Genomic DNA, 15,269 nt, shown 5'->3' on the forward strand with positions numbered 1-15,269 from the left:
GCCAACCACCCAATGTAGATTTGTCTATGAATCGGCGAATTCGTTCTATTTTCTGGTTAATGACCGCCTGCATTGTTGGCATCAATGCGTTTCAGGCATACTGGCTCTGGAAAACCTACCAGATCGACCGTCAGCAATTTGCGTCGTCGGCTCAGGATGCGTTGTTTCAGGCATTGGAACAGCAACAGGTTGGCGAAGCAAAACAGTTATTCGGTCAGAAACTAAAAGACACTTCGCAGCTCATTATCCGTCAGTTCGACGCTCCCGGTAGTCGGCAGGTGCGTGTATTCTTTCAAAATCACCCCGACACGACCAATCAGAAACAAACGGCAAATAAACAACCTAAACGAGTCATCGTTACGTTGAATTCGGCGCTGAATACCAACTCCTCGCTAAATCCCGATTCCATAGCCCGGCGGCTAACCAGTCTGGTTATGCTCGACTGGACTGATCGGAGCAAAATCGCCCTGCCAAAACTTAAGAAACTCTATCAGGCAGAGCTCAAACAGAGAGGCATAGATGCTGATTTCCAGCTCGATACCATTACCATACAACCTAAACAGGCCCAAAATAACGTTTTCATCGTTCGAACCGATTCCCGGAATATAAAGTCGGCTAGTGCTATCAGTTCGATCCATACCGCTCCGGTACCGGTCAATCCCGTCAAAAACCTGTTTGTGCAGGCATCCTTTACGGCTCCGGGCTTCTACCTGCTCAGTCGGATGGGCTGGCTGCTGGGCGCATCATTGCTGTTACTTGTGCTGACAACGGGCTGCTTTCTGTTTATGCTATCGACAATAATGCGGCAAAAGAAATTGTCGGAGGTCAAGAATGATTTTATAAATAACATGACCCACGAACTAAAAACGCCCATTGCTACCGTCACAGCGGCCGTCGAAGCCTTACAGAACTTTGGGGCATTGAACGATCCGCAACGCACGCAAACGTATCTGGCCATTTCACAAACGAACTTGCAGCGGCTCTCCGATCTGGTCGAAAAAGTTCTCAATCTGGCAGTCGAAGAAAAGCATGAACTGATACTACACCCGGAGCCGGTCGACCTGTACGAACTGGCCAACGATCTGATTACAAACCATCGGCTCCGGGCGCTCAAACCCGTGTCTTTCGAAACCAATATTCCAGCCGATGCCATTGTTACGGTCGATCGGGTACATTTTGGCAATGCGCTCAATAACCTCATCGACAATGCGATCAAGTATTCGCGAGAGCAGGTTACCATCAGGCTGGCCTTTCATCGACATTCTTCTGACTGGAGCGTTTCGGTTGCCGACAATGGTATTGGCATCCAGAAAAGTTACCAGACGGCTATTTTCGACCGTTTTTTTCGAGTCCCTACCGGCAATCTTCACCCTGTTAAAGGCTTTGGACTCGGCCTGGCCTATGTTAGGCAGGTAGTGGAACGCCACGGCGGAAGCATTGCCGTTCAGAGCGACCCCGAACGAGGGAGCGAGTTTACTATGTTTTTTACTACCGACTAACGATTGTTTGCTCCTCAGCAACTGAGTTCATGAAATCTGTTCATAATCACCGTATACTGAAATCCGTTCAGCTCCATTATGCCAACTGTACTCCTGATTGAAGATGAAGCCGCGCTGGGCATGATCGTTCGCGACAGTCTGGAAGTACGGGGTTTTACGGTACGTTATGCCACAAACGGTGCCGAAGGTCTAAGCATGTTTCAGCAAGAATGCCCCGATATTGTTGTGGCCGATGTGATGATGCCCGAAATGGACGGTTTTACCTTTGTTGAGCACATTCGCCAAAGCAATGTTGACACTCCGGTTCTGTTTCTGACAGCGCGCTCACAAACTGCCGATGTTGTGAAAGGTTTTGAACTAGGTGGCAACGATTATTTGAAAAAGCCGTTTAGTCTCGACGAATTAATTGTTCGCATCAATGCACTTCTCCGGCGTACGGTAGCCCCCCGAATAACTCCTCCGCTTACCCAATTCCTGACCATTGGGCGTTATCAGTTCGATCCACCGAAACAGAAACTAACATTTGATGGCGACGATGTTCTGCTCTCCTATCGTGAAGCCGAACTCCTCCGGCGACTTTATGAACAACGAAACCAGGTTCTCGAACGTAGTCGGGTTCTGATTGATATTTGGGGCGACGATTCGTTTTTTAATGGTCGAAGCCTCGATGTGTTCATTACCCGGCTCCGACGGCATCTACGCAATGATCCACAGATACAAATAGTGAATGTACGGGGTATTGGCTACAAACTTATTGTTTAGCGGTTTACCTTTTCCAGCCTTTATAGCGAAGGCAACCTCAGATCGTTAAAGCTTCTGTTTTTCAGAAACATCCAAATTAAGTTACGATTAAACTGAAACGATTTACCCTACTCTCTGCGTAAAGAGAGTAGATGATCTATTTCAGGATATATCATTGAGCGTTTAAAACGCTCGCTTTCCAAAGCATCCACTTATCCTGTTTTTGTTCAAGTAGAGTGTGATGGCTAAACGCCGGGTCGGCTTGCATCCGGCGTTTTTTGTACTCTATTAAATCAGCGAATTTATATATACTACGCAACCTTAGAACTCCTATCAGCGTATAGGACGATACCAGGGCGCTAGATGCCGTTGGGTAAATGTAAGTAGTGAGCAAACGCCAGACCTTTTATGAGTCTGGCGTTTGTTTGCGCATTCTACAAGCCAGACAACCGCTCATAGACGGCAAAAATCTGACGGAATTAAACCTTCGTTAAATTATTGTTTATTTAAAACAATTGACGTCTATCCTTTGTCTCTTTGTAACAAGACAATTAGAGTGTAAACGCCCAGCCCTACACGGATAGTTGGGCGTTTTTTCGTGTAACAGCAACGGTAAGCCCTCTCGTTGCGTAGTTAATGGGGAATAGTGGACCCTTCAGCTCAGGTAGTCTACTATGGTGTGGATAGATTGATTAAACGCCGAACTAACTCCGTTCGGCGTTTTTATATAGGCGGCAAAACGCACCGTAAAACCCATTACTTCTCTATTTTCAGCAGAACGCTTTCCGATTTCAGAGGTTTAGCTGCGTGCTTCAGTGCATCCGCAACCTGACGGGCACGCTCCAGGCATTTGTTGTCGACATAACCCGACTCGGCGAGTTCAATATATCGCTGCGTAATAGCAAGACGAATGTGATCAAATTGATTATTCATAGTAGGTTAAGAAAATAGGTACAGAGTCACAAAAGCGTTTCCAACACAAACATAAGGTCATTGGCAGGAAATGATCCTTTATTCGCATTCTATTGAAAATGCCGATTAAAAATAGTCATTGTCTCTGACAATACATTCCCCCATAGTAGCAGATTGTAACTATCGCCGACAAAGCCCCGAAGTACAATCGTTCCGCAGCAGTACAAGTAACCTAAAAAAGCGATTAATTTATCCAAAAAAAAGTGTTTATATAAAGGCGGAAGCTAGTAAATACTAAAACGAAATAATATTAAATAGACAAAAATAATTAATTAGACACAAAAAAATTAAACAAAGCCATCAGGTGTATTTACATTTCACCATGTATAGGCTTAGATACTGTTTTCTTTCATTAAAACCAGTAAAAGTGGCACTAAAAATGCGACTATAAATAATTCATATCATTCTTTTGGGTAGGGTAAACTTATCTGTAAATCAATGATAAAAATTGGCCGTTACTTACTATAACAACAGAAATGTGTACGACAAAGTCAGAACAGGGCATTCTGTTGAAAGCCTATTTCCAGGTATTGTGTTACCTTAAAATAAGAAGGCATTAGTAAATCATACATTTTTTGTATATACTAATAAATAAACTACTTTTCTATTGAGGCATATTATTAACGATAGCCTTATATTTACCAACTTTTTGAAGAGTAGATTTAACACCCGTAACAAAGTAACATTTTGAAAGTAGTGCGCCCTCTAAACTTGATCAATTACTGGTGGAAAGCGTTATCAGCGCTGCTAATAGTTTCCATCTTTCTCAGATCAGTACATGGTCAGACACTAGCCTTACCTCAAGCCGAAGCCATAACCTATCGGCAAGGGCTCCCTCAGGCTTTTGTTCCGTCTATTATTCAGGATCGTCAGGGGTTTATCTGGATGGCAACCCGCGATGGCCTTTGTCGTTATGATGGTACTAATTTCAAAGTTTTTCAACCTACTGCCGATGGTAGACCCGGCATTACCTCATCCAGTTTGTTTGGATTGAGTCTCGACCCTCAGGGTCGTATATGGATATTTAGCGATCAGAACGATATTGACATTATCGATCCCGTTCAGGAACGCTTTACCAACATCTCCCGGCAACCTTTTTTTGCCAGTCAGTATAGTCGAGATATTATCGATGCCCACTACATCGATCGTCAGGGCCGTTTATGGTTAAGCTTTTTGTCAGATAAAATTCTCTGTTTCGACCCCATCAGCAAACGACTGCGCCAATACAAACGACAGCCAACGCCGGGCTATTTCCCCACCTTCAGCGCTTTTCTGCAAGACCAGCAGGGAACTCTATGGATGTCGAACAAAACCGGATTATACCGACTCGATGTGCATACCGACCAGTTCGTAAAATATAATCTTCCCAAAAACGATGTTCGGGCCATTCATTTCCGTTCGTCGAATGAACTGCTTTTGCTGCTTCCTCAATCTATTTTGCTACTGAATCCACAAACGGGCCAGATGCATACGATTAAGCTATCAGTACATACAAACATCGACGCCGTGTGGCATCATAGCTGTATTGTGTCTGATAGCAAAGGAACAAACTATTTCAACGTATATAATCAACTGTTCCGTCTTAATCAAAACAATACGGTCGATCTCTTAGATGAGTTAGACAATCAGACAGCATATCGCGGATTACTGATTGACCGATCGGATGTTTTGTGGGGAGGCACCAGCCGGGCGGGCGTGGTGAAGTATAACCTACGAACAAATCGATTTAGCGCGAATCCGTATCGAAAAGACTTTTATCATGACCTGCTGATCGATAATCTGGGGCTTCCTGCCAGCCAAATTAAAAACATTGCTAAAGATCTTCTGGCGTATAATTTTCGATATACATACGATCAATCGGGAAAACTCTGGTTCAATATGGGTAACAATCGGCTCTATCAGGCCGATTTGCAAACGAAGAGCCTGAATGAAATTGCGTTTCCCGTTTCGGTTGCCTTACAACATGCCTGGACAGATCCTGTAATTTGTCTTGATACAGATCCTTCAAACCGAATATGGTTACTGACCGATTCGTTGGCCATGTGGTACCAGAAAGACCAATGGCATTCATTTAGGCATCCTATCCGTTCATCTGGCAGCCGGGGTCAGAAAGGAATTGAAGGCAAAATTCTTCAGATGGTTACCGACAGGCAGGCACTGTGGGTAGCAACGAGTACTCATGGGCTTTTTCGGGTCGATCAGGCAAGTGGCGAAATTAAACAGTTCAAAAACCAACCCAATAATCCTGAGTCGCTGAGTAGTAATCAGTTGTTTTGCGTATTCACAGATCCTATCGACAATACGATTCTATGGGTTGGAACATTTGGCAATGGCCTCTGCCGTTTCGATAAACGAACAGGACTGTGCCGTCGATTCACCACCAAAGACGGTCTGCCCAACAATGTTATTTATGCCGCAATTCCAGATAAGCAGGGTTTTCTGTGGATAGCCACTAACCAGGGTGTCTGCCGGATGAGCCGAAAAACCTACAAAACGCGCACGTATACACATGAAGATGGGCTACTGGAAGATGAGTTTAATCGATTTCATTTTATCCATCTACCCAACGATCGAATCATTTTAGGGGGATTAGGAGGAATTACGTCTTTCTACCCAAATCAACTACGGGACGACAATTACCAGCCTGCTGTTCAGATAACAACCATAAAAATTAATAATCAGCCGCTTCTGGCTGGCCCATTAACCGATTCCTTGCCCGTACATGCGCTCAGCCAGTTGAAGCTTCCCTACGACCAGAACTTTTTAACGATTGGTTTTGCCGCTTTACAATATAACAACCAACCTTCTATCCGCTACCGATATCAGTTAGAAGGGCTTAATGAGCAATGGGTTGAAACCAACCGACCTATTGCCGAATACACGGATTTGCGCTGGGGAACATATACATTAAGGCTCAATGGGTCAAACACCTCAGGGATATGGAGCAAGCATATTCGTACGCTGACACTCATCATACGCCCGCCCTGGTGGGCAACCTGGTGGGCTATCTTGTTTTATGTGGTTGCCGGGATAGGGCTGATCTACGGATTAGTTCGTACGTATTTGACCCAGCAGGAATCGAAGCAACTGAAAGAGATCGATTCGATAAAAGCACGCTTTTTCACGAACATAACCCACGATTTCCGAACCCCTCTGACACTTATTCTTGCGCCGGCCGAAAAACTGAAACAACGTTTGACTAACCCCGACGATCAGCATCAGGTCGATTTGATAACAAAAAATGCAAACCAGCTACTGGGCTTAATCAATCAATTGATGGAATTAGCCAAAGCAGAAGCGCACGTACTTCGTATAAATGAAAGCAAAGGCGATTTAGTCGACTTTCTAACCCAATTAGTTCATTCCTTTGACTCACAAGCGAGCACAAAAGGAATCCAATTGGTTTTTACAGCCGAAAACATACACACAGAATATTGGTTCGATGCCGATAAGTTGGAACGAATTGTTGCGAATCTGCTTGCCAATGCAATAAAATTCACTCCTCTTGGTGGTAAAGTTAGCATAGAAGTAAAAGCTATTAATAGTTTATTATTCAGCAGTATAGACAACAAAAGAGCCACATCAACCAGCCGAATAAAACTGACTGTATCCGATAATGGCTTAGGCGTACCTATCGAACAACTCCCGCATATCTTTGACCGGTTCTACCAGGTAGATACGTCCAGTGCAGGCCAGGCCGAGGGGAGTGGCATTGGCCTGGCTCTTGTTAAAGAACTGGTAGAAATCCAGTCAGGCACCATAGAGGTAACCAGTAAAGTAAGCATTGGTACCACCTTCACCTTAATGCTTCCGTATCGTTCGGCAGATTCTGAGGAGCCAATTGAGTTAATAGATAATACCCAGGCTGAGGACCAGCAACCAATTATTCCGGAAGACATACCATCCGACGAAGCGCCTGTAATATTGCTTGTTGAGGACAATGAAGCACTCAATAAATTCATAGCCGATAGCTTACCTGCTCACTATCAGATTCATCAATGCCGAAACGGGGCTGAAGGCCTTGAGCAAGCACTTGCCTTGATCCCTGATTTGGTTATTAGTGATGTGCTGATGCCCATAATGGACGGTTATACGCTTTGCAGCAACCTGAAAAATGATGTACGCACAAGCCATATACCCGTTATCCTGCTCACCGCAAAAGCGTCGGTCGATAGCCGGATTGAAGGGCTTTCTATGGGCGCAGACGATTATATTACGAAACCTTTTAACGTACAGGAACTTCAGCTACGAGTGCGTAACCTGTTAGATCATCAGCGGCAGTTAAGAGAGTGGGCCCAGAAAAACACAACGAATCCAGAACCCGTTTCGGACACCCCAGCCCAAGCAGACCCCCTTCTGGACAAACTATATCAATTAATTGAATTACATCTCGATGAGGCTGCCTTCGGCACCGAAGAACTTATTCAGGAAAGCGGCTTAAGTCGAATGAATTTACATCGTAAGCTCAAAGCATTAACGGGTACATCTACGGGCGAATTTATTCGTAATTACCGGCTGAAACGTGCTGCGCAGCTACTGCGCCAGGGGCATACCGTATCCGAAACAGCTTACATGGTAGGCTTCGAAGACCCTTCTTATTTCGCCCGATCGTTCCGAAAGGTGTATCAGATGACTCCCTCCGCATTTTCAAGTAGTAGCAAGTGAATATACAAAAAAATTATTTTAATGTACTTATAGTATATTTTTTAGTATAATTTCATGCCTATGGTACGTAAGTACCGGTTTTTGATATAAAAATACCAGCCTATCTGGGGCGATTCAAGGAAATTTGTAACTGACGTTATACAATACCCAAAGGCAATTCTTATAACGAATGGACCATGGGTTTTGGTAAGATATTTACCTAACTAAAACGCAGTCATCTTTAACCGCAAATGAATTGTCTATGAAAGAACCCTCTTAAGAAAATACCTTGACGCCTGATCTACTGTTGCAAGTCAGAGACCAGAACCAGAGGCCTCCTCAGTACCGTAACTTAAAAGGAATGTAGTACCCTACCGAACTTAAATCAAATCCTCATCATGGAAAAATTACCTCTGTCTAATGAACAAACTCTTCATGCTTATACGGGCATTGAAACTATCGATAGTTTTGAAAACATCTACAAGCGCTATGTAGGCAAAGTCTATCAAAAATGCCTGGCCATGACGAACGATCCTGAAATGGCTAAAGATTTCACGCAGGATATTTTTATTAAAGTATATGCCAAACTTAGTACGTTCCAGAATCGCTCTACTTTCTCAACCTGGCTCTACTCTATTTCGCATAACTATTGCCTGGATTACCTTCGGTCGTGTAAGCGAACCGAGTCATTAAGCGATACCGTTATCCGGGAGATCTGCGAACCCGAACAAACGGAACCTTTAGTAACTCCCTGGAAAGCATTAAGCCTTTTTCTGAATAATTTACCTGAAGAAGAAGTGAACCTGCTACGGCTTAAATACGAGCAGGGCCTGTCGGTAAAGTTTATCAGCGAACAATACAATCTTTCCGAAAGCTCTGTAAAAATGCGACTCAAACGTAGTCGCGATAAACTGCGTATCTTATGCTCGGCCGCTATCTCAGATACAGAGCAACAGTTTAAAAAACCTGTATACTCATAACGTACCATACCCACCACAGCTTGTAATCCCTATCTGGCCTCCAAGAAGCCGGATAGGGCTTTTTAATGGCCATTATACCATCGGTAATAGTGGATATTGCCCAAAGAGTATCTGCCGGATTTGGTCAGAAGAGAAATTGAGCCATTGTTGCAGAACCGTAGCATAGACCGACCGAAAATCGTATTGCATGGCCACGTTGTCGTTTACTGTTATAGTTGTAGGCAGTTGAGGATTGGTGCCAATAATACCCGCTTTGACCGAATTACCGAAATATAGCACAGGAGCTGCGGTTCCATGATCTGTTCCGCCACTTGCATTCGACTTAATCCGACGTCCAAACTCCGAGAATGTCATCCCAACGACTCGATCTGCTACCTGCAATTTGGTCAGATCATCCATAAAAGCCCCTACCGCTTCCGATACTTTTCGTAATAGCTGAGCATGTGTACCCGTGGTGGTATCGTCGGCTTCGGCTTGTTTGGAATGCGTATCGAAACTGCCAATACTTACCAGATAAACTTTTGTGCGCAGCCCACCGGCAACCAATCGGGCAACGATCTTTAACTGATCAGCAAGCTGATTCTTGCCCGGAGCCGGGTATTTGTCAGACTGCTTCGTTATTTTCATCGCAGCTTTCTTAATCACACCCGCATATTGATCGGTCTTCTGCGATACTTTTTCGAGATAGGCAAGCTGTTCGCCCCACCGGGTGTTGCTAGCCACCTCAACTTTATCTTCAATCAGGTTATAAAAATTAGATGGATTGCTAATGGCTAGTCCCATTGTAAAAGAAGGCCCCTGAAAAGCCGATGCTACTACCGATCCAATCTGAATGGCCAGCGGATCGGGCATAATTTCGTTTGGATACTTGTCAGGAAAGCCCGGAAACAGGTCGTTCAGGTAGCGCCCGGCCCAACCAGTGTTTAATACTTTGTCAGAATCTGAAGCCGTCATCCAGATATCAGTTGCCCGAAAATGGGAGAAATTAGGCTTGGGATAACTCACTGACTGCACAAGCCCCCCTTTGCCCTCGTTAAACAATTGCTGAAATTCTGACAAAGCCGGGTGAAGGGCTGTTGCATCATATCCAGCAAGCTTAAGAAGACTATTTTGCGGTAAAGCAATCGTAGGCCGTGCCGCCTGATAAGCCCCATATTGATCAACGGGAACAACGGTATTCAGCCCATCGTTTCCTCCAGTCAGTTGAATCAATACCAGTACACGGTCGTTCGGCAAATCGTGACTAACAGTAGGCAAGAGCGACGTATCGGCCGTAGCTTTGAGCGAATAGCCATTTATGAACTGAGGCAGCACAACACCACCGATGGCGGCCTTTCGAATAAAATCTCTGCGTTTCATGATCGGGGGCTGTAAGCCAACATTCTGACTAATTATACAGGGCCCAATATTCAACTACCTCGAATCAGGCAAGTTGATATTGAGGCAAATTCATAAGGTACTTGTATAAGCTCTTAAGTTTACGAGTTACATTATTTTTATTAACAGTGTCGTCAGGTCTGGCCGTTAGATTATTCCAGGCCTGGGTCCAATAGTGATCTGCTATCGTGTCCTGCAAGCCAGACAACAAAATACTACTCTTAATGTACTGTTTATCGGGATCTGAAAGCTCTATCATATAGAGCCGCTGAACGGCATCATTGATCAACGCAAGCGGATCGGCCGGATTTGGTAACGTCCGTGTATAGGCTATCACATCAATAATCAGTTTCTTCCCATTCCGCCCAATACTACCGTTGATCATGCCATCAGAAAATACATTTCGTTTCGGCAATGTATCGGAGTTTATCCACAATTTATCGAACATGGGTTCCTGATAGTAGGCTGGCCAGCCAGCTACATTTGGCGGGTCGCCGATATTCTGTTGCATGCCCGCCGTTTGTACCTGAACACTCAACCATAACGCATACTGATCGGCAGCACTGGCCGAATCGGGAAACGCAATGCCAAACTCCCGGCACAGCCCAACCGTAAAATCGACCGGACTTTTGATGATTGCCCCTCGGTTGGCTGCCTCGAAGAAATGTTGACTTCCCAGCAGTTCTCGCATCACAGGCTTCAGCTCATAATTGCTGGCTCTAAATAAGTCGGCCAACGGAGCGATAATGTTCGTTTCGGTAGCTTCGTCAATCTGATGATACACAAAAAAACGGTAAAGCTTGCGGCATACAAAACGAGCTACTTCGTCCTGAGCAAAAATCATGTTGAGCAAATCGTCGAGTTCCTGCTCGCCTTCGGGGCCGCGTCGTCCCTTAATGATTGTGTTTTGGTAGAACTCAGAAAACGTTTTATCAGAACTATCATGGCGCCCTGGATCGAAGATACTCACATAGGTGGTGGTGTCGTTACGAAAACCCGTCAGCACTTTGGCCGCAGCCTTAACGTCGGCTTCCGTATAGTGCGAGCCCGATCCTTTACCAACCGTAAATAGCTCCTGAAGCTCACGGCCATAGTTTTCGTCGGGTGCCTTTTTGTTGTTAGCCGTACCGTTCAGGTATTTGAGCATAGCTGGGTCTTTGGTTACGGCTTTTACCAGGTCTTTGAAATTGCCTAATGCATGTTGCCGAAGCAAGGCATTATGCCGATAACACATCAGCGCATGATCAATAGTATTGGTTTCGGTAGCGAAATGATTGTGCCAGAACAGCACCATCTTTTCACGAAGGTTTCGATTCTGGTTCAGCATTAGCCCAAGCCACCATGCTTTGAAGGAGTTTTTACGCCGACTATTATTCATACCGTCATAATTGATCGATGTTACCCAGGTTTCGCCAGGCAGAATTTCGTCGTCGGTGAATTTATCGTCGTTGTAGTTATTGATGGGTGGAGCCGGAGCAGGTTGGTCGCTCAACAATTCATTCAATGCTTTTCGAAGCGACATCTCCTGCCAATAAGCAACATCACCGGGTTTGGCACCAAACATGATTCGCTTGAGCAAATGCCGGACGTCTTCTTCCCGCCATTTTGCCCGAAAGGGTTCCAGTCGTTTTTTTACAGCCATGTCTGTCAGGGATCGCGCTGTTTCAAATTACGACTATACTTACTCATAATTAACAAGCTGTGTTATACCACCACCCAATTTTTAATAAACATTTAACTGTAGTTAGTACAGTACAGATTTGAAGTAAGTTTGCCCCATTGCTAACTGCCCACTGTTTCCCGTTCGATCAATCGCATTAATTAATAACCATTCATCCAGCAAACGAACCGTTCCGGTAGTTTGCAATGCATAGTACCATCCACAACCTATATCTTTGTTTCACCAATCGGAACTAATCCGGCTCGAATAGTAAACAGACAAAAAACAACATACTCATGAAAACGCTCATCAAATCTCTCGCAGTAGCCTTCTCTCTGGCCCTTGTTACAACTCTTGGTTCAGTCGCCGAGGCAAAACCCGGTCACCCCGCCAACGTTGCTTCGTACAAAGCAGGTATCTACACTACCGCTGATGGTAAGTTAAACATTGCTTTAGATAAGCAATCGGGAGGTGCGGTCGACATTCGGCTGAAAGACACAACCGGAGAGGTACTTTACACGCATCACATTGGCAAAAACGACACCAAATATCGTACTCGGTTAAACCTGAGCGAGTTGCCCGACGGCACCTATCAGGTAGAAATCACAAACGGCGCTGAGACTAGCTCCCATATGGTTAATCTTTCTACCCAAAAACCAACAACACCCAGTCGTGTGATTGCGCTGAACTAATAATTTGGTTTGCACCTGATAGCAGTAAAAGCCCTCGCATATCCAATAGCGAGGGCTTTTCTTCATTTAGTCATTGGATAAGTGAGGGTCAATGGTCAATAACTAATGACCAACTCAGAACACTCCCGGTCGACCTACCAACAACCGGCTGATAGGCCGGTAGTCCGTAAATTCGATATCGGGGGCAACGTAGCCTGGTTTAATAGGCTCTTCTTTTACCAGATCGGTACTCAGGTATTTTTTATTACTATCGCAGAGAATCGTCACAACCCGTGCATCAGGCCCCATTTCCCGTTGGAGATTAATAGCGCCAATCAAATTTGCACCCGACGAAATACCCACCGCCACACCCAGTTGCATAGCCAGTTTCTGCGCTACCAGAATCGAATCGCCATCGCTGGCCTGAACCACCCGGTCCAGTTCGTCCAACTTGAGTATGTCGGGAATAAATTCGTCGAAGAAGCCCTGAATCCGATGGGTTCCGGTTTTATAACCAACCGATAGCGTTGGCGACTCAGCCGGTTCGAGAGGATGGATACGAATATCGGGTCTGCGCGATTTGAGGTACCTCCCCACGCCCATAACCGTACCGCCAGTACCCACGCCAGCCACAAATGCATCGGGTGTACTATCAACACCCTGAAGTTGCAGCCAGATTTCTTTCCCCGTAGTCAACCGATGTGCTTCAGCATTATATTGATTGGCAAATTGGCGAGGCAAAAAAACCGTTGGATCAGCAGCAGCCATTTCCTCCGAGCGCCGAATTGCCCCCAAAAAACCACCCTCTTCTTTCGTAAACAGAATAATATCGGCACCCAGACTCCGAATGATGTCGATCCGCTCCTGGCTGATGCCAGCTGGCATAATGATCGTGACCGGATGCCCCAACGCCCGACCAACCGCCGAAAAGGCAATACCCGAACTGCCACTGGTTGCTTCAACAATGCGGTCGCCCGGTCGAATATTCCCCTGCCGATATGCCTGATGGAGCACATGAAGAGCCATCCGATCTTTCATGCTCCCGGTCAGATTATAATGCTCGCATTTTACGTAGACCGATCGTGGCTGACCACAATCGGTGTAAAAAAGCTCTAGCATGGGCGTGTTTCCAACCAGATGCCACAAGTGTTCAAATTTTTCCTGAATGGCCGGTTTTAAGCCGGTTTCGATTGATGAATGCATATAATTCAACCAAAAATCTCCTATGAATACAACAGATAGCAGCCCCCGGCAGCTATAACAAGTGGCGGATATTATAAAAATACAATATTACGAAATTTAGCACTCATTTGTCGACGCTCAATCTGTTAAGCAATTGGTGCACGTAAGTAGTAAGTACATTTAACAACCTTTTAATTGCGATCCTGACAACATTAGGAGCCGGTCTCTGTTATTTTGTTGAGTTTTTCTCGCACCAAATGCAGGTAAATAAATTAGTGAACTGTTTGCTGTTAGCAGGCAGTTTAAGCCTTTCGGCCTCGGGGCAAAGTACGCTAACACTACGACAGGCTTTACAACAGGTCCGCACGAATAGTCCGGCGTTGCGTGTCGAACGCATGAACATAAACGTAGCTCAGGCCGATCAGACAACGGCTAACCTACGCCCAAATCCTGTTCTGAACAATCAGACCTTATTTCAGTTGACTCCAACCCCAGGAGCCGAAGCCGTTGGCCCCTTCAGTCGGCAGCGACGACAATTCTGGCTACAGGCCACCAAAGAATTCGACATCTACAATAAACGTTCGTATCGCAATCGGTTTGCCGAAGCTAATACCAATCTGGCAACGCAAAGCGTAACCGAAACTGAGCGCAATCTGCTATTCGATGCAGCTAATCGGTTTCTGGATGCCTGGTATGCCCGTGTTCAGCTTACGTTGCTGCAACGGGCGAAAGCCAATGTCGATACGCTGGTACAGTTGAATCAGGTACGGCTGAAAAACCTCGTAATCAGCACAACCGATCTTACGCGAACGCAACTCATTTCGGACCAGTATGATATTCAGACCCGAACGGCCCGGCAGGATTTACGGAATCGGATAAACGAACTAAAATTAGTGTTGGGAACTACGGATAGCATCAACGTAGCTATTAACGACTCGGCCGTTAGTCCTAATGTCATGCACCCACTGGATTTTTTTCCAAACATCACGGTTAGTGCCGATAGCCTGCTCCGATTAGCTACCACTACCCGGTCCGATGTACGGGTAGCCGCAGCAAGTCAGGAAGCAGCTCGTCGGAATCTGGATTTACAACAGATTTCGGCCAAACCCCGCAACGAAGCGGGGCTTATCTGGAACCCTCAGAATGCGATACCCTATGCCGGAGTTTTCCTAACGCTTGAATTGCCGGTCTATAACCGCAACCAGGGCGAGATTCAGAAAGCGCGCGTATTGCAGGAACAGACAGGTCAGGCAGCAGTTCTGCTACAGGCCCGCATCCGGTCGGAAGTCGAAACAGCTTACCAATCGTTCGTAACGAGTCGGCAGAATATTGATCGCTATGCGTCTATCCGGCGCGATGCCGATCAGGTGCTGGCTTCGGTGCGCTATGCCTACCTGCGTGGGGCCACAACGCTCATCGACCTGCTCGAAGCGCAGCGTTCCTGGTTCGACACCCAAACCTCCTATTACCAAACCCTGTATACGTATCGCCAGAATTACGTCCGTCTGCTTTATGCAACTGGTGCTATCAACTCCTACTAATC

The 15,269-nt window shown here is 45.7% G+C and carries 10 protein-coding genes; 6 read left to right on the top strand and 4 right to left on the bottom strand.

From position 1 onward, the window contains the following. Window positions 1-26 precede the first annotated feature (26 nt). Together WBJ53_RS20615 and WBJ53_RS20620 are read left to right on the top strand one after the other, a co-directional pair. Entirely contained in the window at window positions 27-1,499 is a 1,473-nt protein-coding gene (locus WBJ53_RS20615) for an ATP-binding protein (protein ID WP_338869628.1), read from the top strand. Between the two features lie 78 nt (window positions 1,500-1,577). Further along, window positions 1,578-2,261, top strand: coding sequence for a response regulator transcription factor (locus WBJ53_RS20620; protein WP_338869630.1), 684 nt, complete (start codon window positions 1,578-1,580; stop codon window positions 2,259-2,261). A 735-nt stretch (window positions 2,262-2,996) separates the two neighbouring features. Here the strand turns inward: WBJ53_RS20620 and WBJ53_RS20625 are convergent. Beyond that, complete coding sequence (locus tag WBJ53_RS20625) at window positions 2,997-3,173, bottom strand: hypothetical protein (protein ID WP_338869632.1); 177 nt, start codon at window positions 3,171-3,173, stop codon at window positions 2,997-2,999. Between the two features lie 735 nt (window positions 3,174-3,908). Here WBJ53_RS20625 and WBJ53_RS20630 point away from each other — a divergent pair. After that, a complete protein-coding gene (locus WBJ53_RS20630; RefSeq protein WP_338877214.1) occupies window positions 3,909-7,877 on the top strand; it encodes an ATP-binding protein in 3,969 nt (1,322 codons plus the stop codon). Window positions 7,878-8,254: 377 nt separating this feature from the next. Beyond that, window positions 8,255-8,836 (top strand): sigma-70 family RNA polymerase sigma factor, encoded by a 582-nt coding sequence (locus WBJ53_RS20635; RefSeq protein ID WP_338869634.1) that lies wholly within the window; start codon window positions 8,255-8,257, stop codon window positions 8,834-8,836. 72 nt (window positions 8,837-8,908) lie between these two features. On the opposite strand, the gene WBJ53_RS20640 is transcribed toward WBJ53_RS20635, so the two are convergent. After that, entirely contained in the window at window positions 8,909-10,195 is a 1,287-nt protein-coding gene (locus WBJ53_RS20640; RefSeq protein ID WP_338869636.1) for a DUF1501 domain-containing protein, read from the bottom strand. Window positions 10,196-10,259: 64 nt separating this feature from the next. Then, window positions 10,260-11,855: a DUF1800 domain-containing protein gene (locus WBJ53_RS20645; protein ID WP_338869638.1), complete on the bottom strand. Its 1,596-nt coding sequence runs from the start codon at window positions 11,853-11,855 to the stop codon at window positions 10,260-10,262. Between the two features lie 314 nt (window positions 11,856-12,169). Between WBJ53_RS20645 and WBJ53_RS20650 the strand changes: the two genes are divergently transcribed. Continuing rightward, window positions 12,170-12,565 carry a T9SS type A sorting domain-containing protein gene (locus WBJ53_RS20650; RefSeq protein WP_338869639.1) on the top strand — a complete coding sequence of 132 codons (396 nt, stop codon included), beginning with the start codon at window positions 12,170-12,172 and terminating at the stop codon, window positions 12,563-12,565. 114 nt (window positions 12,566-12,679) lie between these two features. Here WBJ53_RS20650 and WBJ53_RS20655 read toward each other — a convergent pair whose 3' ends face one another. Next, the gene (locus WBJ53_RS20655; RefSeq protein ID WP_338869640.1) at window positions 12,680-13,747 is read right to left on the bottom strand and encodes a PLP-dependent cysteine synthase family protein; all 1,068 of its coding nucleotides are present in this window, start codon (window positions 13,745-13,747) and stop codon (window positions 12,680-12,682) included. Between the two features lie 236 nt (window positions 13,748-13,983). Here WBJ53_RS20655 and WBJ53_RS20660 point away from each other — a divergent pair, with 236 nt between their 5' ends. Next, complete coding sequence (locus WBJ53_RS20660) at window positions 13,984-15,267, top strand: TolC family protein (RefSeq protein ID WP_338869642.1); 1,284 nt, start codon at window positions 13,984-13,986, stop codon at window positions 15,265-15,267. The last annotated feature ends 2 nt before the right edge of the window (window positions 15,268-15,269 follow it).

Source organism: Spirosoma sp. SC4-14 (assembly GCF_037201965.1).
Classification (GTDB): domain Bacteria; phylum Bacteroidota; class Bacteroidia; order Cytophagales; family Spirosomataceae; genus Spirosoma.